The organism is Streptomyces avidinii (genome assembly GCF_045161815.1).
In the GTDB taxonomy this organism is placed as follows: domain Bacteria; phylum Actinomycetota; class Actinomycetes; order Streptomycetales; family Streptomycetaceae; genus Streptomyces; species Streptomyces avidinii.
In genome coordinates this window covers 2,556,702-2,577,792 of record NZ_CP108863.1, presented here as the reverse complement: position 1 = coordinate 2,577,792, position 21,091 = coordinate 2,556,702, and the positions used below count along the sequence as shown (strand labels likewise).

Genomic DNA, 21,091 nt, shown 5'->3' with positions numbered 1-21,091 from the left:
TAAGTCCCTGCCGATCATGGACCGCGCTCCAGGAGGATGGCGGGCAATGGACATGACTTCTCCGCAGGCGGAGGGCCCGCCCGACGGGTACGGGCCCTTCGCGCATCTCACTGCTCCGAATGTGCTGCTCTACCGGGCGGTGATGCGGGCCTTCCTCCTCGCCAAGGAGCGGTTCGCCGTGCATCTGCGGCCCGAGGACGTGTACGCGGGGTTGGCCTCCGGGACGCGGCCGACGGAGCTCGACGCCGTGGTCAAGGCGCTCGACAGCATGGTGGGATGGGGGAACCTGCGGGCCGATCCGGACACCGGGCGGGTCACCGCCGTCGAGGACTTCTACCGCAAGCGGTTCATCTACCAGCTCACCCGGGAGGGCGAGGCGGCGGAAGAAGCCCTCTCCGCATACGACGAGGCGCTCGGGCGGCGGGGCGCGCTGCAGGCCGTCGCGCTGCACGACATCGTGACGCAGCTGCGGGCCCTGCTCGTGCTGGCGGCCGAGGAGGAACCCGATCCGGCCAAGACGCATCTGGCGCTGGACGGCCTCGCGAGTCGTTTCGGTGCGCTCGCCGACAACGCGCGGGCCTTCATGGGCTCGCTCCAGCGGACCATCGACCTCCACGACGTGGGGGAGGAGGTCTTCCTCGCCTACAAGGACCAGCTCATCCAGTACCTGGAGCGGTTCATCCAGGACCTGATCACCCTCGGCGGGCGCATCGCCCGGCTGATCCTGGAGCTGGAGGAGGGCGGGAGCATCGAGCGGCTGTTGCGGGCCGCGGCCGCCCGCGAGGCGGCGGACGCAACCCCGCAGGAGGCGGCGTACGCGGGGCAGGCCGCGTACGAGCGGTGGGCCGGCCGGTGGGCAGGGCTGGCGTCCTGGTTCCTCAGCCGGGACGGCCGGGAGTCGCAGGCCCGGCTGCTGCGCGGCCGGGCACTGGGCGCGATCCCGCAGCTGCTGGCCGTCGTACGGTCGCTGAACGAGCGGCGGGCCGGACGTTCGGACCGCTCCGCCGACTTCCGTACCCTTGCGCGCTGGTTCGCCGAAGCGCCCGACGACGACGCCCGGCACCGACTGTGGCGCACCGCCTTCGGGCTGTACCCGGCTCGGCACCTGACCGTGGATGCCGAGACGCTGGCCGCCCGCCACGCCCGTCCCGAGCCCGCGGGAACCGCATGGGCCGATGCCGCGCCGCTGCGGATCAGCCCGCAGCTGCGCCGCACGGGAAGCTACGAGCGGCGCGGCAAACCCCGCAGGGTCGAGGACAGGCAGGAAGCGCGCCGACTGCTCGCCGAGACGGCCGCCAAGCAGGCCGCCGAGACATCGGCGGCCCGGGCCCGGCTCGTCACCCACGGCATCACCAAACTGTCCGGACTCGGCGAACTCGACCCCCTCAGCTTCCGGCTCTTCCTCCAGCTCCTCGGCGACGCGCTGGCCACCTGGCGGCCCGGTATGACACACACCGCGGCCACCAGCGGCGACGGCTCCATGGAGATCCGCCTCACGGCACCGACCGACGGGTCCATTGCCGAGGTCCGCACACCGGACGGGACCTTCCGCGGCCCGGACCACACCATCGAGATCGCCGACCTCACCGAAGGAACAGGAGGGAGCGAAGCGTGATGACGACCCCGCTCGCCGAAGTACTCGACGGGCAGCATGCCGCCGAGCGGCGCAAGGCCGCCCGTGCCCTCCTGAAGCAGCCCCTGCTGCTCGCACACGGCGCGCACGCCGACGAGTTCCGCCTCGTCCGGCGGCACGCCTCCGAGCTGCGCGACTGGTTCGACCGAAACACCGGCTGGTCCCTCCAGGTGGATGCCGAGACCGCCCGGCTGGGCAAGATCCCCGGTGTGCCGGACGACGCCACGCACCCGGCGCGCGAGGTCACCCGTAGCGCCGTCCCCTTCAGCCGCCGTCGGTACGTCCTGCTCTGCCTCGCCCTCGCCGCCCTCGAACGCGGCGAAGCACAGATCGCGCTGGGCCGCCTCGCCGACCAGATCATGCTGGACGCCAAGGACCCCCAGCTGGCCGCGGCGGGCATCCAGTTCACGCTGGACCGCCGTGACGAGCGGCTCGACCTGGCCGCCGTCGTACGGCTCCTGCTCCACCTCGGAGTCCTGCGGCGCGTCGCCGGAGACGAGGACGCGTACATCAGTGGAGCCGGCGACGTCCTGTACGACGTCGAACGGCGGGTGCTCGCAGGTCTGCTCGCCACCCGCCGGGGACCCTCCACCGTCCGGGCCGAAACGCCGGATGCCCGGCTCGCCGAGCTCGCCGCGGAAACGGCCCTCGACAGCGACGAACTCCGCTTCCGCGCCCTGCGCCGCTCGCTGACCCGGCGGCTGCTCGACGACCCCGTCCTCTACTACGACGAGCTGACCGACGCCGAACTCGGCTACCTCACGCGCCAGCGCGGCTTCCTCACCGCCCGCATCAACGAACTGACCGGGCTGGTCGCCGAAGTGCGGGCCGAAGGCATCGCCATGGTCGATCCCGAGGACGACCTCACCGACGTCCGCATGCCGGAATCAGGGACCCGCGGCCACGTCACCCTCCTGCTCGCCGAGTACCTCACGGCGGTCGGAGGCCTGGTCGTCCCCATGGCCGACCTTGAGCGCCGCGTTGTCGAACTGGCTGCCGAGCACAGCGGATTCTGGTCCAAATCGGCCCGTGAGCCAGGGGCCGAGGGTGACTTGGCCGAGCAGGCCGTCGCCCGGCTGGCCGCTCTCGGCCTGGTCGCCCGCACCGCTGACGGGGTCGTGCCGCGCCCGGCGCTCGCCCGCTACGCGGTCGGCGAGACCGTCGTACTCGAACCCCGTACAGCCGGCACCGCGCAGGTGCCCGCGCAGCGAAAGGCGTACCTGCCTTGACCCCCCGCCCCGCACCCCCCGCCCCTGCGCGTCCCCGCTGGCAGCCCCTGCGGATCGGTCTCGTCGACCTCTTCCACTACGACGTGGAGGAGTTCCACTTCCGCGACGGCCGGCTGCTGCTCCGGGGGAACAACGGCACCGGCAAGTCCAAGGTGCTGGCCCTGACCCTGCCCTTCCTCCTCGACGGGGACCTCAGCGCCCGTCGAGTGGAACCGGACGGGGACGCCGGCAAACGGATGGAGTGGAACCTCCTGCTCGGGGGTGAGCACCCGCACTCCGAACGCCTCGGCTACACCTGGGTGGAGTTCGGCCGCCGCGATGAGGTGAGCGGCGAGGAGCAGTTCCGTACGCTCCTGTGCGGGCTCAAGGCCGTCAGCGGGCGCGGCATCGCCCGCCACTGGTGGGCGGTGACCGGGCAGCGGATCGACCACGGCCCGGCCGGCGTACGCGCGGACGGGTCACTGAGCCTGCTCGACGCCACCGGCACCGTCCTGTCGCGGGACCGGCTCATCGAGGCGGTCGCCGGGCGGGGGATGGTCTACGACCAGGCCAAGACCTACCGCCGGGCCGTCGACGAGGCGCTGTTCGGCCTGGGGGAGCAGCGCTACGCAGCCCTCGTGGACCTGCTCATCCAGCTGCGCCAGCCCCAGCTGTCCAAGCGTCCCAACGAGGCCGCCCTCTCCCGCGCCCTCACCGAGGCCCTTCCGCCCATGGACCAGGCCGTCATCGCGGATGTGGCCGAGGCCTTCCGCTCCCTGGACGAGGAGAAGGAGGAGCTGCGGGCAGCCGTTGCCGCCGAACGGGCGGCCTCCGTGTTCCTCGACCACTACCGGCGCTACGCCCGCACGGCCTCCCGCCGTCGTGCCCGCCTCCCGCGCAGCGAACACTCGAAGTACGAGCAGCTGTTGCGCGACCTCGCCGAAGCGCAGGCCGGGAAGACCGCGGCGGAGGAGGAGCGGGCGGCTGCGGAGGAGCGCGTCGCCGCACTCACCGAGACCCGGGCGAGGCTGGAGGCAGCCGACGCAGCCCTGCGCGAGGGCCCGGAGATGCGCAGTGCCCGCGAACTGGAGCGGGTCGCACAGGCGGTGGACCGGGCGGAGATCGACTGTGCCCGCGCGCGCGACGACCGGGAGAAGGCCTCGATTCAGCACACCAAGGCGCTCGGCCGCCTCGGTGCTGCGGAGAACCGGCTCAGGGTCGCCCGGGAGCTGTCCGGGGACACGATGCTCCGGGCCCGGGAGACTGCTGCGGCAGCCCGGCTGAACCTTCCCGGGGACGAAGGACAGGCGGTTGCCGACCTTCGGGCCGCGGTGGCCGAAGCGACCGACCGCAGGCACCGCACCCTCACGCACGTCGAGGCGCTCGCCGACCGGGCCGAGGCGGCGGCGGCCGGGCGCCGGGCCGCCGTACTCCGGCTCGATGAGACGGAGACCGAGCTGGCGCACGCCGCCGAGGCGCTGGACACGGCCGAGGACACGGCGCAGGCCGCCGGACGGGACCTGGTCGATGCCGTACGCGAGCACGCGGGCCGGTGCGGGGAACTGGCGTACGCCGACCCGGCCGGACTTCTGGACGAGCTCCAGGAATGGACCCGGCACCAGGACGGCCCCTACCCGGCGCGCCGCCGCGCCGCGGAAGCACACAGCGCCACCGCAGCGGTACTCGCCGACCAGGCGGCGGAATCAGCACAACACCGGGCCGGCCTGGCCGCCCGGACCCGCGACGCCGAACAGGAACTCGCCGGGCTGGAGTCCGGCGGTCGGCGCGGGCCGCAGGCCCCGTACACCCGGACCCCCGGCCTGCGGGACCGGGCACCCGGTGCCCCCCTGTGGCGGCTGATCGACTTCCGGGAGGAGGTCGCGGACCACGACCGTTCCGGGCTGGAGGCGGCCCTGGAGGCGTCCGGGCTGCTGGACGCGTGGGTGCGCCCCGACGGAGTGGCCCTCGCCGCAGCCGGTCACGACGTACTCCTCGTCCCGAACACGGGACCGGTCGAGGGGGCGTCGCTCGCCGACGTACTGCGCCCGGCCGTGGACCACGGAGACGCGCAGGCCGCACAGGTCGGAGTGGAGGCGGTGGCCCGGCTGCTGGAGGCGGTCGGCCTCGGCGGGACCTCCGGTGACACGGCGCCGCCCGGCGATGTACCGGGCGCCGGCCCGTTGGGCATCGGGGCCTCGGACGGCACCTGGGTCGCGCTGGACGGACGCCACCGCGTCGGCGTCCTCACCGGCCGTTGGGCCAAACCCGCCGCCGAGTACATCGGAGAGGGCGCCCGGGAAGCCGCGAGGCGGACCCGGATCGCAGCACTGCAGGCTGAACTCTCCCTCCTGCGGCAGGAGTCGGCCGACGCCGAGGCGCAGGCGCAGGCTCTGGCGACCCGTCGACGTACGCTCGACACCGAGCTTGCTGCCGTGCCCGACGACGCGCCCCTGATCCGGGCACACGCCGACGCCGCGGCTGCCGCCGACACCATGCGCCGGGCGCGGAGCCGGTGCGACGAGCGGGCCGCCGAGGTGACGGCCGCAAGCGAGCAGGCCGAGTCGATCTCCGCCGAACTGCACGAGACCTCAGCCGATCTGGGGCTGCCGCCGGACCGGCCGGCACTGGCCGCCGTACGGCAGGCCCTCGCCGAGCTCGACGTTGTCCTGGCCGGCCTCTGGCCCGCACTCCGCGAGCGGAGCGAGGCGTCCCGGCAGGCGGACGACGAACGCGAAGAGGCGGTCCGGGCAGGGGAACGGACCGCCGAACTCGCCGTTCGTGCGGAGGATGCCGCCCGTGAGGCCGCGGCCGCCGACGAGCGGCTGGCCACGCTGCGTTCGACCGTCGGCGCCGCCGTGGCAGAGCTGGAGCGGAGGCTCGCGGAGACCGCAGAAGCCCTGCGCGGCTGCGCCGCCGACCAGCAGCGCGCCCAGGACCAGCACACGGAGGCGGACCGACGGGCCAGCCGGGCCGAGGGCAGCATCGAACAGCTGGAGAAGGCGGTCACCGAATCCGCCGCGGCGCGCTCCGAGGCCATCGCCGCGCTCCAGCGCTTCACTGCGACAGGTCTGATCGCCGTCGCGCTTCCCGAGCTCGCGGTACCCGCCGCGGACGACAGCCCATGGGCTCCCACCCCGGCCATCGCCCTCGCTCGTGCCCTCGAATCGGAGCTGTCGACGACCGACGACTCGGACGGCGCCTGGGAACGTGTGCAGCGGCGTCTGAGCGAGGAGTTCAAAACCCTCCAGGACGCACTGTCGCGGCATGGCAACACCGCCTCGGCCCGCATGGTCGAGGACGGGATGATCGTCGACATCGTCTACCAGGGCCGTGAGCGAGCCGTACCTGAACTCGCCGAGGCCCTGGCGGTCGAGGTCGGCGAACTCACCCGCATCCTCTCCGCACACGAGCGCGAGATCCTCGAAACCCACCTCATCACCGAAGTGGCCGGCACCCTCCAGGAGCTGATCGCAGCCGCCGAGCGACAGGTGCTGGCCATGAACGCCGAGCTGGAGGAACGGCCCACTTCCACCGGTATGAGGCTGCGCCTGGTGTGGAGGCCCTCCCGCAAGGCCCCGGTCGGCCTCGCCCAGGCCCGTGGCCGCCTGCTCCAGACCGCTGATGCCTGGACGGCCGACGATCGGGCCGCGGTCGGTGAGTTCCTGCAGGCGCAGATCGCCCGCCAGCAGACCGAGGACGCGGCGGGCAGCTGGCTGGAGCACCTCACCGCCGCCCTCGACTACCGCTCCTGGCACGAGTTCGCCGTTGAGCGCCAGCAGCACGGCCGGTGGGTGCCTGCCACGGGACCCGCCTCCGGAGGCGAACGCGTCCTGGCCGTGTCCGTTCCCTTGTTCGCCGCCGCCTCCTCGCACTACGCGAGCGCGGGCAGCCCGTACGCGCCACGCCTGGTGACCCTGGACGAGGCGTTCGCGGGTGTGGACGACGACTCGCGTGCCAAGTGCCTCGGACTCCTGCATGCCTTCGACCTGGACGTGGTCATGACCAGCGAGCGGGAGTGGGCCTGCTATCCGCAGGTGCCGGGCATCGCCATCGCCCAGCTCGCGCGCGTCGACGAGGTGGCTGCTGTCCTGGTCACCCGCTGGGAGTGGGACGGTACGGCCCGTACGCGCCGCGCGGACCCGGTGCGTCCGGCCGACCCGGAGCCCCTGTGGGCGTGAGCGGTCCGCCGGTGGACGAAGCGCGCCTGCGTCGGCTCCTCGGCGGCGCGGATCTGGCCTGGCTGGTGGAGCGGGCACGCCGACGGCTGGAGCGCGGGCAGCCACTCACCGGAGCCGTCTCGCTGGCAACGCCGACCCCGGCCGAGCGGGCGGCGGCCGAGAGACTGCTGGGCCGGACACCGGGTGCCGGCAGGGCGCTGACGGTCCGGCTCGACGCCGTGGACGCCGTGCTGGTCAGATCGGGCATCAGCCCGGAGGGCCTGGAGCCGGCCGTGACGGTGCTCACTGGGCGGGTGGTCCCCCTCGACGAGGTCCGTCGGAGCGAGGGACAGGCCTGGAGGGAGGCGTACGCGCCTCTCACCCTGCTGACCGAAGACCTCCCGGAGCACGCTGCCTGGGCCGTTCGCGTTCGTGACGACGGACTGGTACGCCGTCTCGCCCGTACTCCCGACACCGCCCGTCTGCTGGTGGAGCAGACTGTCCGTGTACTGCGAGAGCTGCCTGTCGAACCCGCACGGTCGCTGTCGGTGTTCGCCGCGGACATTCTGGGGAGTGCCCACGCACTCGACGACGGCATGCCGGTGGCCACCCTCGCCCTCTCCGGCGTCCGCGCTCTGACCGGCCACCCCGAGGGAACGGGAGCCGCCTGGCGGCGGGCCGCGTGGGCTTCCGCCGGACTCCTCCGGGACGACGTCTCCTCGACGGTGCTCACCCTCAACCTGCGCGGGACTGCAGCCCTGGACTGGATGGCCGAGGTGGGTGAGCCGTGCGTACTCACCCTCCGTCAGCTAGCCCACCGTCCGCCGCCGACGGCACCGCCCGTGGTCCACATCTGTGAGAACCCCGCGGTCCTTTCGGCCGCGGCGGACAAGTACGGACCGGCTGCACGACCGCTGGTCTGTGTCCAGGGCCAGCCGTCGGCTGCCGCCCTGACCCTCCTCGCCCGGCTGCACGAGCTCGGTGCAGCTTTCCGCTACCACGGCGACTTCGACTGGGGCGGTCTACGCATCGCGACGACGCTGTCGGGACACGTACCTTGGCGGCCCTGGCGCTACACGGCCGCCGCCTACCGCGAGGCGGTCGCAGCTGCCGGACCTGATCTGCGGCCGTTGGAGGGGAAACCGGCGCTGTCGCCGTGGGACCCGGACCTGGCACGCGCTCTGGCCGAGCACGCCCTGCGTGTCGAGGAGGAGGCGGTTCTGGACGTACTGCTGACGGACCTCGCGGGGTGAAAACGGTCACGGCACGTTCGGGTTCCGCGGGGCTGCTCGGCATCCGCGAGTTCCATCATCATGGCGACGTGCTCGACCCGAGGAGGTATCTGGGCGGCTGGAGATGATGGACCGAGGCGGGGCCGCTGCGGATTGGAGAGTTCGGAAGTGGAGGGACATCAAGCCTGAAGTCGAAGCGCTGACAGGGCGTGACCCTCGCATGAGGTACGTACAGGTCGATGGTCTGACCGATGGCCCTGCGCTTGACCAGTACGGTTTGGCCGCCGGTACGCCGTGGGCTCAGGCGGAACCTCTGGGGACCAGCTGCTAGCTGCGGCGGACCGGCAGCTACGAGCGGGGCGGCGGGAGCACGCTGAGGCCGCCGCGCCGCTCGTAGCTGCCGGAACCGCAGCCGCCGCGCCCGGATCGGCACCGACGAGATCACCCGGTTGTCCGGGCTCGGAGAACGCGATCCGGTGCTGCCGAAAACGGGGCTGCTGCGCTCAGGGCCCGCCCGCCAGGCCCCGTGCTCGGAACTCCGGCTTGGGGCCGAGGAGGGCACCGCCCTCGATCAGTCGTTGTGCGACCGGGTGTGATGGCACGTTTCGGGGGCGGTGATCGCGAAGCTTCCCAGGATGGGCAGGTGAACGAGGAGGGGGACCACGTGACGGTCAGAGGTGCGGACGGGTCGTCGGAGCACGACTTCCAACGGGCTCGAACCCAGTGGCTGGGGAGCCGAGTCGAAGAACTGGCGCAGATGATGGAGGCTGCCGGACCCGACCTGTACGTGCTCTTCGCGAGCCTGCGGCTGCAGATGCTGGACGGAGCGGACCGGGCCGATCGCCTTCACCGACCGGGCGGCGAGGACGCGCGGGCCTACAAGCGGTCCTGGATGCTCGGCTTCATCCGCGAGGTGACCGCGCGGGTCGGCCTGGCCCAGCAGGCTGCAAGGACTGCTGCCGAGCGGGAAGCCGAACCGGCCGTCGGGGAGGAAGGAGGCCGTAGCGTGGCGCTGGTCCTGGCCGACCGCACCTCGGAGGTCGACTCGCGACTCGCCACGCACTACCCGAAGCTGAGGAAGCCGAGCCCGACCAAGTTCAAGGGAACGGGCTACCGCCAGGGAATCGCGGACGGGCGGAACGCGGACATCGGCAGTCCGGCGTTCGGTGAGGGCGGCTGGCCGGGGTGACTCGGTCACCGAGTCCGACTGCCGATGGACTCGGTGACCGCGCTCGCCGCAGCTCGGTCTGCCGGGATACCCGGTGGCCGGGCCGCGGCGAGCGGTGTGGTCGCGTGGCGTCCTGTTGACAGGACGGTGGTCCACTCGACGGCCTTCTCCGCATGTTCGATGCGGAGCCGGGTTGGAGGGTTGGCGTCGGATTGGCTCAGGGTGGCGCACGTGTGGCACACGTCTTGACCTGGGATTTTGAGATTGGTGGCACATGTGGTGCCAGATTGGCTCGCCATGGCGCCAGATGTGTGTCATGCTGTGGGACATGGACCTCACGCCCTATGTCGCCAGCCTTCGGAACGAGCTCGCGGTGGCCGCCGAAGCGGGTGGCGAAGAAGCTCGCGCTCTCGCCGAGCGCATCACCGCGCCGCTAGAGTCGGCAGCCAGACTCACCCTGCTGAACGCCCTGTCGGACGCCATGGGTGAGGTCACCCGGGAGCTCGCTCCGGGCTCGGTCGATGTGCGGTTGCGCGGGCTCGAGCCCGAGTTCGTCGTGACCGCGCCGCCGAGGGAAGAGCCCTTCGTGGCGCAGGGGTTCGACGAGGCGCACGCGCTGCCCGCCGTCCCCGTCGTGCCGGAAGGAGAGGACAGCAGTACCGCCCGGATCAATCTCCGACTCCCCGGCCACGTCAAGACGCGTGCGGAGCAGGCGGCCGCGCGGGAGGGGCTGTCGCTCAACGCATGGCTCGTCAGGGCGGTTTCGGGGGCCCTTGAGCCCGGTGGCGGGCGACAGGCTGACGGGCCGGCGCCCCAGCGGGGCAGTGGCAGGAAGAGCTTCACGGGCTGGGTGAGCTAGCCCCCACCGGAGCACCGTTTCGGCGTGCGAGAGGCCGATCACTCTCGCTACTTCTTCACGTCCCCGGCGCGGGGGCGATCACCAGACTCACGAGGACGGGACAGCCATGCCTTCTTACGAGACCAAGGGACCCATCACCGCGACCATCCACGTCGAGGTCGGAGTCGCCCGGATCAGTGCGACGGACCGCACCGACACGGTGGTCGAGATCCACCCGCGCACCGCCGGCGACAAGGACGACATCCGCGCCGCCGAGGAGACCAAGGTCGAATTCACCGACGGCACCCTGTCGATCCGCACCCCGAAGGCGCGCGGGCTGTTCTCCGCCCGGGGTTCGGTGACGGTCGACGTCGCGCTGCCCCAGGGTTCGCGGCTGCTCGGCACGCTGGAGATGGGCGACATCAGCTGCAAGGGGACGCTCGGCGAGTGCGAGGTCCGCACCAGCGCCGGGGACATCCGGCTCGACCAGGCCGGCGCGGCGCGGCTCAAGACGCAGCACGGGGACGTCCAGCTCGACACGGCGGCGGGTGACGTCGACATCACCACCGGATCGGGCGAGGTGCGCATCCGTACGGTCGGCGGCGACGCCGACATCAAGAACTCCAACGGCAACACGTGGCTGGACGACGTGGCGGGCGATCTGCGACTGAAGGTCGCCAATGGAAACATCACGATCGGGCGAGCGCAAGGGTCCGTGTCGTCAAAGAGCTCGAATGGCAACGTACGCATCGAGGAAGTGGCGCGCGGCACGGTCGAGCTCCAGACTAAGGCCGGCAACCTCGAAGTCGGGATCCGCCAGGGGACTGCCGCCTGGCTCGACATCAACTCCCAGTCCGGGACGGTCTACAGCACCCTCGGATCCGCCGAAGGCCCCGCAGAGGGTGCGGAGACCGTCAAGGTGCACGCGAGGACCAGCCTCGGCGACATCACCATCCAGCGTGCGCACGGCGCCTGACGTCAGAGCTCTGCCTCGCAACAGCTACGAAATGGAGGGGGCACGATGAGTGCCGCGACCGAACAGATGGCCCCGCCCAAGGGGATCAGCGCAGTCGGCCTGCGCAAGTCGTACGGCGAGAAGCTCGTACTCGACGGGATTGACCTGCACGTGCAGGCGGGCACGATCTTCGCGCTGCTCGGTCCGAACGGGGCGGGGAAGACCACCACGGTCCAGATCCTCTCCACGCTCATCGCCGCCGACGGTGGCGAGGCGACCGTGGTGGGGCACTCGCTGGAGCGGAGCGCGGACGCCATCCGTGCCCGGATCGGTGTCACCGGCCAGTTCGCCGCGGTGGACGGGCTGCTGACCGCCGAGGAGAACATGCTCCTCATGGCGGACCTGCACCACCTCGACCGCGCGGAGGGCAAGCGCCGCACCGCCGAATTACTTCGGCAGTTCGAACTCACCGAGGTGGCCGGCAAGATGGCCTCCACCTTCTCCGGGGGCATGCGCCGCAAGCTGGACCTGGCGATGACCCTCGTCGGCAACCCGAGCCTGATCTTCCTCGACGAGCCGACCACCGGCCTCGACCCGCGCAGCCGCCGCACCATGTGGCACCTGATCCAGCAGCTCACGGCCCAGGGCGTGACCATCTTCCTCACCACGCAGTACCTGGAGGAGGCCGACCAGCTCGCCGACCGGATCGCCGTCCTCGACAAGGGCAAGATCGTCGCCGAGGGCACCGCGGACGAGCTCAAGCGCCGCATCCCCGGCGGGCACATCCGCCTCCAGTTCTCCGACGTGCTCAGCCTGGACGCCGCCTCCCGCCGGCTCGGCCTCGACGAGGGCGCCCGCGACGAGGAGAAGCTCACCCTGCAGATCCCGAGCGACGGCAGCATCCCCGCGCTGCGCTCCGTACTCGACCTGCTGGAGGGCGCCGGTGTCGAGGCGGACGCACTGACCGTCCACACGCCCGACCTGGACGACGTCTTCCTCGCCCTCACCGGTGACGGGTCGCGCCACCACGCGACCGCCGTTCCCGGCCCCGCCAACACGGCGCAGGAGGCCCGCCGATGAGCACCACGTACGCGATGCGCGACTCGATGACGATGCTGCGCCGCAACCTCAAGCACGCGCAGCGCTACCCCTCGATGACGATCTCGATCGTCGCGATGCCGATCCTGATGCTCCTGCTGTTCGTCTACGTCTTCGGCGGCGCGCTCGGCGCCGGCATCGAACTGCCGGGTGGCGGTACGGGTGACCGCGGCGACTACACCAACTTCGTGGCCCCCGGCATCCTCCTGATGGCCGCCACCGCCGGCGCGGTCTCGACCGCCGTGTCGGTCTGCACGGACATGACCGAAGGCATCATCAACCGCTTCCGGACCATGTCGATCTCGCGCTCCTCGGTGCTGACCGGGCACGTGGTGGGCAATGTCATCCAGACCATGATCAGCCTGGTCCTGGTCATCGGTGTCGCGCTCCTGGTGGGCTTCCGGCCCAACGCCACCGTCGTCGAGTGGCTCGCCGCCCTCGGCATCCTGGCCCTGCTCGCCTTCGGCCTCAGCTGGCTGTCCGCGGCGATCGGTCTGGGCTCCAGCAGCGTCGAGGCGGCGAGCAACGCGCCCATGCCGCTGACCTTCCTGCCCTTCCTCGGCAGCGCGATCGTCCCGCCGGAGTCCATGCCGGTCGGACTGCGCTGGTTCGCCGAGTACCAGCCCTTCACCCCGATGACCGACACCCTCCGCGGCCTGCTCATGGGTACGGAGATCGGCAACAGCGCGTGGCTCGCGCTCGGTTGGGGCGTCGTCCTCAGCGTCCTCGGCTACCTGTGGGCCCGCTCGGCCTTCAACCGCGAGGCGAAGATCTAGAGATCGAGCGCACGGACTGGAACGTGAACGGGGCTGCCCGGCCATCGGCCGGGCAGCCCCGTTCTTTGTGTTCCTGCTGTCCCGTCGACGGGACAGCAGGAACACAAAGAACGGGGCACGGTGGCCGAAAACGCAAGGAGGAATCGCTCACCAGTGCCGGTGTGGCAGGGCTGTGCGGGCATTCCTTGCCTCGCCCCGGGGCCACTCCTACGATCAATGCGAAAGGGCGGGAAATAGGCCAGGGATGATCCGGCCTCTGTGTTCATTCCGATTTCTGCCTCCCCGATTCCCGTCTTCCGTTTTCACGAAAACCGCCGAGGGGTCATGGTCATAAACGCGCGCAGCCACGCAACGGAAACCAGCGCCGGACTGGTCGTCGAAAGCCCCTTCATATGGCGGGCGCGACGGCCCGGGCACCGTCACCAACTGGTCTGCTTTCCCCAGGCCGGCGGCGGCGCGGGTGCCTTCACCGACTGGGTGCACCGGTTTCCCGCCGACATCGAGGTGGTCGCGGTGCAGCTGCCCGGCCGGCAGAACCGGATCCTGGAGGACCCGGCCACCGAGGTCGGCCCGCTGGTGCGGACCCTGGCACAGGCTCTGCGCCCGGTCCTGGACGGCCCGTTCTCCTTCTTCGGCCACTCCTGCGGGGCCCTGCTGGCCTTCGAGCTGGCCCTGGCGTTCCAGGCGCGCGGCGGCCCCCGGCCGGCCCATCTCTTCCTCTCCGGCCAGGCCTCGCCCGTACCCTTCCGCGACCGTCCCCAGCTGCACGGACTCTCCGACGAGGAGTTCCGGGCCGAGGTGCTGCGGCTCGGCGGCTTCGACGAGGAACTCGCCGAGGACGAGGACGCCATGGAGGCTCTGCTGCCGCCCGTCATGGACGACTTCACGCTCTGGGAGCAGCACGTCATGCCCGTCGACGCGCGCCTGGAGGTACCCATCACCGCACTGGTCGGCGAGTCGGACAGCCGGGCGCCGCGCGGCGAGATGGAGACCTGGGGCGCGCACACGGACACCGCTTTCGACCTGCGTGTCTACCCCAGCGGGCATTTCTATCTCTTCGAGCCCGGACTGAGCTCCGAGCTGCTCGAATTCATCGCCGCCACCGTGCTGCAGCCCTAAGCTCCCGGTGGGCAATGCCTGTATGGCAGCTTTTTCGGGTTGCCGCGGCGGCCGCCCGGCTGCGATTAATTGAGAAATCAAAACCACGAGATTCCGGTCTTCATGTCCAACCATTGGGGGATGGTCGCTTTGTGCTCGTTCCATGACACGGCGGTGCCGGTGGCGACGATTCCTGAGATGTTCGAGAAGCAGGTCGTCGCCACTCCGGATGCCGTCGCGCTGGTATGCGGCGATACCTCGCTGACCTACCGCGAACTCGACGCGCGGGCCAACCGCCTGGCCCGGGTCCTGGTGGGTCGCGGCGTCGGACCCGAGTCGGTCGTGGGCGTGGCCGTGCAGCGGTCCACGGAGCTGTGGGTGGCCGTCCTCGCCGTCCTCAAGGCGGGCGGCGCGTACCTGCCGATGGACGCGGCCTACCCGGCCGACCGCCTCCGGTACATGGTGGAGGACTCCGGCGCCCGCCTCGTTCTGGCGGACGCCCCGACCGGAGGCGAACTGCCCGCGCTCCCCGCGCCGGTGCTGCTCCTGGACGCCCCCGAGACCACCGCGTCGCTCTCCGCGCAGCCGGCCGGCCCGCTCACCGACGCCGAGCGGATCCGCCCGCAGCGGGTGGCGCAGACCGCGTACGTCATCTACACCTCGGGCTCCACCGGCCGCCCCAAGGGCGTCGCCGTCACCCACAACGGACTCGCCCCGCTGCTCGCCACGCACATCGAGCGGCTGAAGGTGAGCGCCGCGAGCCGGGTGCTCCAGTTCGCCTCGCCCAGCTTCGACGCCTCGGTGTGGGAGATGTGCATGGGCCTGCTGTCCGGAGCCACCTTCGTACTGGCGGGCAAGGAGGCGCTGGCCCCAGGCGATCCCCTGGCCGAGACCATCGCCCGCCACGGCGTGACCCACGTGACACTGCCGCCCCCGGTGCTGGCCGCCCTGTCGGCCGACGCCCTGGCCTGCGTCGAGACCCTCGTGGTCGCCGGTGACGCCACCACCCCCGAGCTGGTCGCCACCTGGTCCGCCGGCCGGCGGATGATCAACGCGTACGGGCCCACGGAGACCACCGTGTGCGCCACGATGAGCGCGCCGCTGGCCGGGGACGGCCGCGTACCGCCGATCGGACGTCCGATCACCGACACCGACGTGCACGTCCTGGACGACGCGCTGCGCCCGGTCGGCGCCGGGGTGATCGGCGAACTGTACGTGTCCGGCGCCTCGCTGGCCCGCGGCTACCTCGGCCGCCCCGACCTGTCCGCCCAGCGTTTCGTCGCCTGCCCGTTCGGCGAGCCCGGCGCACGGATGTACCGCACCGGCGACCTCGTCGAGTGGACGACCGCTGGCGACCTCGTCTTCCACGGGCGCGCCGACACCCAGGTCAAGATCCGCGGCATCCGCATCGAACCGCTGGAGATCGAGGCCGTCCTCAGCGGCCACCCCGGCGTGACGGACGCCGCGGTCCTCCCCTACGAGCGGCGCGGCAGCCGCCAGTTGGTGGCCTACGTCGTACCCGCCGCCTCCGGCCGCCCCGGCCACGGGGGCCCGGAAGGCAGCGCCTACGGCAGCATCGCCCTCGACTCCGGCTTCGGTGTCGGCGAGCTGCGCGCCTTCGCGGCCCGGCACCTGCCCGACCACATGGTCCCCTCGGCCTTCGTCCTCCTGGACCGGCTGCCCCTGACGCCGAACGGCAAGCTCGACAAGGCCCGCCTGCCGGAACCGGAGTTCAAGGGCGAGACCTACCGGGCCCCGCGCACCCCGCAGGAGGAGATCCTCGCCGAGCTGTTCGCCAAGGCCCTCGGCGTCGGCCAGGTCGGCATCGACGACGACTTCTTCACCCTCGGCGGGGACAGCATCCAGTCGCTCCAGGTCGTCTCCTGGGCCCGGGCCCGCGGCCTGGTCTTCAGCGCCCGCGAGGCCGTCGAGCACCGCACCGTCGCCGGCCTCGCCGAGATCGCCGTCGCGAACGGGCAGGGCGACGGCGCCGGCCCCGTCCTGGCGGAGTTCGAAGGCGGCGGTACCGGCTGGATGCCGCTGCTGCCCGTCGCCCGCTGGATCCGCGACTGGGGCCCCGGCTTCGACCGGTTCCTGCAGGCCATGGTCCTGGAACTGCCCGAGGGCATCGACCGCGCGGGTCTGGCCGCCACCCTGACCGCCGTGGTGGACCGCCACGACCTGCTCCGCTCCCGCCTGGTGTCCGAGGCCGACGCGGACTCCGACTCCGCCACCGACAGCGAGAGCGGCCCGAGCGGCCCGGAGGGCCTGGTGGTCGCGCCCGCCGGCTCCGTGGACGTGGATGCGCTGCTGCGCCGCGTCGCGTGCGACGGCCGCTGGGACGCCGCGTCCTGGCCCGAACTGCTGCTCGGGGAGCTGGAGGAGGCCGCACAGCAGCTGGACCCCGCCGCCGGTTCGGTGGCCCGGTTCGTCTGGTTCGACCCGTCTCCGGGCGAGGGCGGCACCGGACGGCTGCTGCTCGTCCTGCACCACCTGGTCGTGGACGGGGTGTCCTGGCGCATCCTGATGCCCGACCTCGCCTCCGCCTGGCAGCAGGTCCGCGCGGGGCGCACCCCCGAACTGCCGCCCGTGGCCACCTCCATGCGCCGCTGGGCGCACGCGCTGGCGGAGGAGGCGCGGCGCCCCGAACGGGTCGCCGAGCTGGACCTGTGGCGCTCGGTGGTCGAGGGGCCCGACCCGCTGCTCGGCGCCCGACGGCTGGACCCGGCCGTCGACGTACGGTCCTCCGTGCGGGTCACCCACGTACAGCTCCCGGTGGCGGTCACCGAGGCCGTACTGACCCACCTGCCCGCGGCGTTCCACGGCGGGGTCAACGACGGACTGCTGGCCGCCCTGGCCCTCGCGCTCGCGCAGTGGCGCCGTACCCGCTCCGTCGACGAGACCTCCGCGCTGATCCGCCTCGAAGGACACGGCCGCGAGGAGGCCGCCGCGCCCGGCGCGAGCCTCGCCCGCACACTCGGCTGGTTCACCACCGCCTTCCCCGTACGCCTCGACCTCGCCGGGATCGACCTCGACGAGGCCTTCGCGGGCGGCCCGGCCGCGGGCCTCGCCGTCAAGAGGGTCAAGGAGCAGCTGCTGGCCCTGCCCGACAAGGGCATCGGCTACGGCCTGCTGCGCCACCTCAACCCGGACACGGCCGCCCCGCTCGCCGCCCACCCCATCGGGCAGGTCGGCTTCAACTACCTGGGCCGCTTCTCCGCCGCCTCCGACATGCCCGGCGAACTGCGCGGGCAGGGCTTCACCCAGGCCCCCGAGGCCGCCGCCATCCCCGAGCTGGCCGAACTCGACGCCGCCCAGGACCCGCGGATGCCCGCCTCCGCCGAGCTGGACATCAATGCCACCGTCGCCGACCGGCCGGCGGGCCCCGTACTGAACGCCGCGTTCAGCGCCCCCGAGGGGGTGCTCTCCCCGGCCGAGGTGCAGGAGCTCGCCGACCTGTGGTGCGCCGCCCTGACGGCGCTCGCCCGGTACGCGGCCACGCCCGGCGCCGGCGGCCTGACCCCCTCCGACCTGCCGCTGGTGACCGCGAGCCAGCAGGACATCGACGGGTGGGAGCGGCGCTTCCCGGGCCTCACGGACGTCTGGCCCACCACCGCACTCCAGTCCGGCCTGCTGTTCCACTCGATCTTCGAGGACTCCTCCTTCGACGCCTACCAGGTGCAGTACGCGCTCCACCTGTCCGGGCGGGTGGACGCGGCCCGGCTGCGCGCCGCCGGGCAGTCGCTGCTGGACCGGCACGCCGGCCTGCGGACCGCCTTCGTGCACAACGCCTACGGGGACCTGGTCCAGCTCGTCCTGGACACCGACTCCGTGACCCTGCCCTGGCAGGACCTCGACCTGTCCGGCCTCGGCGCGGCGGAGCGCGAGGAGGCCTTCGAGCGGTTCCTCGCCGAGGACCTGACCACTCACTTCGACCAGCTCAGGCCGCCGATGCTGCGGATGTCCCTGATCCGGACCGGCGAGGAGACCCACGAGCTGGTACTGACCGCCCACCACGTGCTCTTCGACGGCTGGTCGGTGCCCCTGCTGATGCAGGACCTGCTCACCCTCTACGGCTCGGACGGGCAGGCCTCGGGTCTGGAACCGGCGCGCAACTACCGGGAGTTCCTCGGCTGGCTCGCCCGCCAGGACCGCGAGGAGTCCGCCCGCGTCTGGCGCGAGGAGCTGCGCGGCGTGGGGGAGCCGACGCTGCTCGCCCCGGTGGTGACCAGCGCTTCCGGAACGACGGCCCCGGCCGACCCCGCCGCGTCCGCCGACCCCGCCGCGTCCGCCGACCCCGCCGCGTCCGCCGACCCCGCCGCGTCCGCCGACCCCGCCGCGTCCGCCGACCCCGCCGCGTCCGCCGCCTCCACCGGGTCCGCCGCGTCCGCCGCCTCCGCCGAGGACATCGCCATGCGGCAGGCCGAGGTGCCGTTGCCCGTCCCGGACTCCCGCGAGCTGTTCCGGCGCGCGGCCGAGCTCGGCGTCACCCTGAACACCGTGGTCCAGGGCGCCTGGGCGATGCTGCTGGCCCAGCTCACCGGCCGGCAGGACGTGGTGTTCGCCTCCACCGTCGCCGGCCGGCCGGCCGCCCTGCCCGGTGTCGAATCCACGGTCGGCATGTTCCTCAACACCCTCCCGGTACGGGTGCGGTGCGCCCCCGCGGACACCGTCGCCGAGCTGCTCACCGCGCTCCAGGGCCGGCAGGCCGCGCTGATGGACCACCACCACTTCGGGCTGAGCGAGATCCAGCAGGCCGCCGGGGTGGACGCCCTCTTCGACACGATCATCGGCTTCGAGTCCTTCCCCATGGACCGGGCCGGCATCGTCGAGGCGAGCCGCGCCGCCGGGATCTCGATCACCGGCATCCGCTCCTTCACCGCCAGCCACTACCCGGTCACGGTGCTCGCCTTCATCGAGCCCGACCGGCTGCGCCTCGCGATCCAGTACCGGCGCACCGTGCTCGACCCGGCCGTGGCCGAGTCCATCGCCGCCCGGTTCGGGATGATCCTGCGGCAGCTCGCCGAGGACACCGGCCGCCGGGTGGGCACCGTGGAGGTGCTGGAGCCCGCCGAGCGGGACCGGCTGCTGAACGGGCCCGGCGCGGCCGCCGATGCCGCCGAAGGGGCCGGGCCCGCGACGACGGTCCCCGAGCTCTTCGCGCGGCAGGCCGCCGCCGCACCCGACGCGGTCGCCGTGGTCTCGGGCGGGCGGTCCCTGACCTACCGGGAGCTCGACGAGCGGGCGAACCGGCTGGCCCGCGGCCTGATCCGGCGCGGCGCCCGCCCGGAGGTCCCGGTGGCCCTGGCCCTGCCCCGGTCGGCCGACCTGCCGGTCGCGCTGCTCGGCGTACTGAAGTCGGGCGCCGCCGTCCTTCCCCTCGACCCGCGGCAGCCCGGCGACCGCCTCGCCCACGTGCTGACCGACGCGCGGCCGCTGCTGGTGGTCACCGACGCGGACACCGCGGCCGGACTGCCGGACACCGGCGTGCCGGTCATGCACCTGGGCGAACTGAGCGCCCCGGACGACGATCCCGCCGCGGTGGCCGCGCCCGCGCCGCGGCCCGACGGGCTCGCGTACCTCTCGTACGCGTGCGGCAGTTCGGGCGGCCCGACGGGTGTGGAGATCAGCCACCGCAACCTCACCGACCGGGTGCCCGGGCTGCTCGCCCGGCTCGGATCCGGCGCCGGCTCGCGCCTGCTGGTGGGGACCTCGGGCCCGGAGGACGCGGGAGCACCCCTCCCGGAGATCGTCGCCGCGCTCTGCGGCGGCGCCGGTGTCGAGGTGCTCCGCGAGCGCGACCCGCGGGCCACCACCGCGGCCGATGTGCTCGCCACGACCCCCTCCGCCTTCGCCGACCTGCTCGACGAGGCGGTCGACGACCTCCACGTGGACACCGTCGTGTTCTCGGGCGAGGCGCTGCCGACCGCACTGGCCCGGCGGGCGGCGGAGTCCGCCCCGGGCGCCCGCCTGGTCACCCTCCACGGGCACCCCGAGACCGGTCCCGCCACAGCGCACTCCCTGCCGGAGGGCGGGCCGGGCCCGGCCACCGGGGCGGTCCTCGCCGGGACCCCGCTCGCCGGGGTGCGTGCGTACGTCCTCGGCGCGGGCCTCACCCCGGTGCCGCAGGGCGCGGTCGGCGAGCTGTACCTCGCGGGCGGCGCCCCCGCCCGCGGATACCGGGGGCACGGCGGCCTGACCGCCGGGCGGTTCGTCGCCGACCCCTACGGCCCCGCCGGGTCCCGGATGTTCCGCACCGGCGACCTGGTCCGCCGGAACGGGGACGACCGGCTGGAGCTCCTGGGGCGCGGCGACAGCGAGGCGACGGTCCGCGGCACGCGGGTCGCACCGGCCGAGGTCGAGGCGGTCCTCGCCGGGCACCCCGGGGTGGCGCAGGCGGTCGTCGTGGTCCGCGCCGGCCACGGGCCGGGCGGGACCGGGCAGCTGGTGGGCCACCTCGTACCCGCCGACCCGTACGGCGCCGAGCCCGCCGCCCTCGCCGAGGAGGTACGGGCCCACGCGGCGCGGTACCTGCCCCCGGCGCTGGTACCCGCGGTCCTCATGACGCTGGAGCGGCTGCCGCTGACCCCGGACGGCAGGCCGGACCGGGCGGCACTGCCCGAGCCCGAACCGGCCGGCCGCCCCTACCGGGCGCCGCGCACCCCCGAGGAGGCGGCTCTGTGCGAGCTGCTCGCGGAGGTGCTCGGCGTCGACCGGGTCGGCATGAACGACGACTTCTTCGAACTGGGAGGCAACTCCCTGCTGGCGACACGGCTCACCAGCCGGATCCGGAAGGTGCTCGGGGTGAGCGTGCCTTTGCGGTCGATCTTCGAGTCTCACGCAATTTCAGAACTTTCGCGCACGGTCAAGAACGCAGGCACGTCGAGCCGGCCTCGACTGCGCAAGATGGACAGGAGTGGACAGTAAA

11 protein-coding genes are annotated in these 21,091 nt (G+C 72.8%); all 11 read left to right on the top strand.

Features of this window, described 5'->3' with window-relative positions:
* Positions 1–52: 52 nt before the first annotated feature.
* The 11 genes from OG373_RS11105 (at position 53) to OG373_RS11055 (ending at position 21,090) form a co-directional block, all read left to right on the top strand.
* Complete coding sequence (locus OG373_RS11105) at positions 53–1,615, top strand: TIGR02677 family protein (protein WP_405444023.1); 1,563 nt, start codon at positions 53–55, stop codon at positions 1,613–1,615.
* On the top strand, positions 1,615–2,862 hold the full coding sequence (locus OG373_RS11100; protein WP_405444022.1) for a TIGR02678 family protein: 1,248 nt from the start codon (positions 1,615–1,617) through the stop codon (positions 2,860–2,862). The genes OG373_RS11105 and OG373_RS11100 overlap by 1 nt, the downstream gene beginning before the upstream one ends.
* Entirely contained in the window at positions 2,859–7,019 is a 4,161-nt protein-coding gene (locus OG373_RS11095; protein WP_405437858.1) for a TIGR02680 family protein, read from the top strand. Before OG373_RS11100 ends, OG373_RS11095 begins: the two co-directional genes overlap by 4 nt.
* Positions 7,016–8,251 carry a TIGR02679 family protein gene (locus tag OG373_RS11090; protein ID WP_405437855.1) on the top strand — a complete coding sequence of 412 codons (1,236 nt, stop codon included), beginning with the start codon at positions 7,016–7,018 and terminating at the stop codon, positions 8,249–8,251. The genes OG373_RS11095 and OG373_RS11090 overlap by 4 nt, the downstream gene beginning before the upstream one ends.
* A gap of 622 nt (positions 8,252–8,873) precedes the next feature.
* The gene (locus OG373_RS11085; RefSeq protein ID WP_405437853.1) at positions 8,874–9,419 is read left to right on the top strand and encodes a hypothetical protein; all 546 of its coding nucleotides are present in this window, start codon (positions 8,874–8,876) and stop codon (positions 9,417–9,419) included.
* Between the two features lie 307 nt (positions 9,420–9,726).
* Positions 9,727–10,257, top strand: coding sequence for a toxin-antitoxin system HicB family antitoxin (locus tag OG373_RS11080; RefSeq protein WP_405437851.1), 531 nt, complete (start codon positions 9,727–9,729; stop codon positions 10,255–10,257).
* Between the two features lie 106 nt (positions 10,258–10,363).
* Positions 10,364–11,212 (top strand): DUF4097 family beta strand repeat-containing protein, encoded by an 849-nt coding sequence (locus OG373_RS11075; RefSeq protein ID WP_405437849.1) that lies wholly within the window; start codon positions 10,364–10,366, stop codon positions 11,210–11,212.
* Positions 11,213–11,257: 45 nt separating this feature from the next.
* Positions 11,258–12,271 (top strand): ATP-binding cassette domain-containing protein, encoded by a 1,014-nt coding sequence (locus tag OG373_RS11070; protein WP_405437847.1) that lies wholly within the window; start codon positions 11,258–11,260, stop codon positions 12,269–12,271.
* Complete coding sequence (locus OG373_RS11065; protein WP_030385726.1) at positions 12,268–13,065, top strand: ABC transporter permease; 798 nt, start codon at positions 12,268–12,270, stop codon at positions 13,063–13,065. Before OG373_RS11070 ends, OG373_RS11065 begins: the two co-directional genes overlap by 4 nt.
* A 324-nt stretch (positions 13,066–13,389) precedes the next feature.
* The gene (locus OG373_RS11060) at positions 13,390–14,184 is read left to right on the top strand and encodes a thioesterase II family protein (protein ID WP_405437844.1); all 795 of its coding nucleotides are present in this window, start codon (positions 13,390–13,392) and stop codon (positions 14,182–14,184) included.
* 177 nt (positions 14,185–14,361) lie between these two features.
* Positions 14,362–21,090: an amino acid adenylation domain-containing protein gene (locus OG373_RS11055; RefSeq protein WP_405437842.1), complete on the top strand. Its 6,729-nt coding sequence runs from the start codon at positions 14,362–14,364 to the stop codon at positions 21,088–21,090.
* The last annotated feature ends 1 nt before the right edge of the window (position 21,091 follow it).

What these genes read in the sequence shown, in the direction of transcription:
- OG373_RS11105 (WP_405444023.1), top strand. Translation starts at nt 53, where the DNA reads ATGACTTCTCCGCAGGCGGAGGGCCCGCCCGACGGGTACGGGCCCTTC.
- OG373_RS11100 (WP_405444022.1), top strand. Translation starts at nt 1,615, where the DNA reads ATGACGACCCCGCTCGCCGAAGTACTCGACGGGCAGCATGCCGCCGAG.
- OG373_RS11080 (WP_405437851.1), top strand. Translation starts at nt 9,727, where the DNA reads ATGGACCTCACGCCCTATGTCGCCAGCCTTCGGAACGAGCTCGCGGTG.
- OG373_RS11075 (WP_405437849.1), top strand. Translation starts at nt 10,364, where the DNA reads ATGCCTTCTTACGAGACCAAGGGACCCATCACCGCGACCATCCACGTC.
- OG373_RS11070 (WP_405437847.1), top strand. Translation starts at nt 11,258, where the DNA reads ATGAGTGCCGCGACCGAACAGATGGCCCCGCCCAAGGGGATCAGCGCA.
- OG373_RS11065 (WP_030385726.1), top strand. Translation starts at nt 12,268, where the DNA reads ATGAGCACCACGTACGCGATGCGCGACTCGATGACGATGCTGCGCCGC.
- OG373_RS11060 (WP_405437844.1), top strand. Translation starts at nt 13,390, where the DNA reads ATGGTCATAAACGCGCGCAGCCACGCAACGGAAACCAGCGCCGGACTG.
- OG373_RS11055 (WP_405437842.1), top strand. Translation starts at nt 14,362, where the DNA reads ATGTTCGAGAAGCAGGTCGTCGCCACTCCGGATGCCGTCGCGCTGGTA.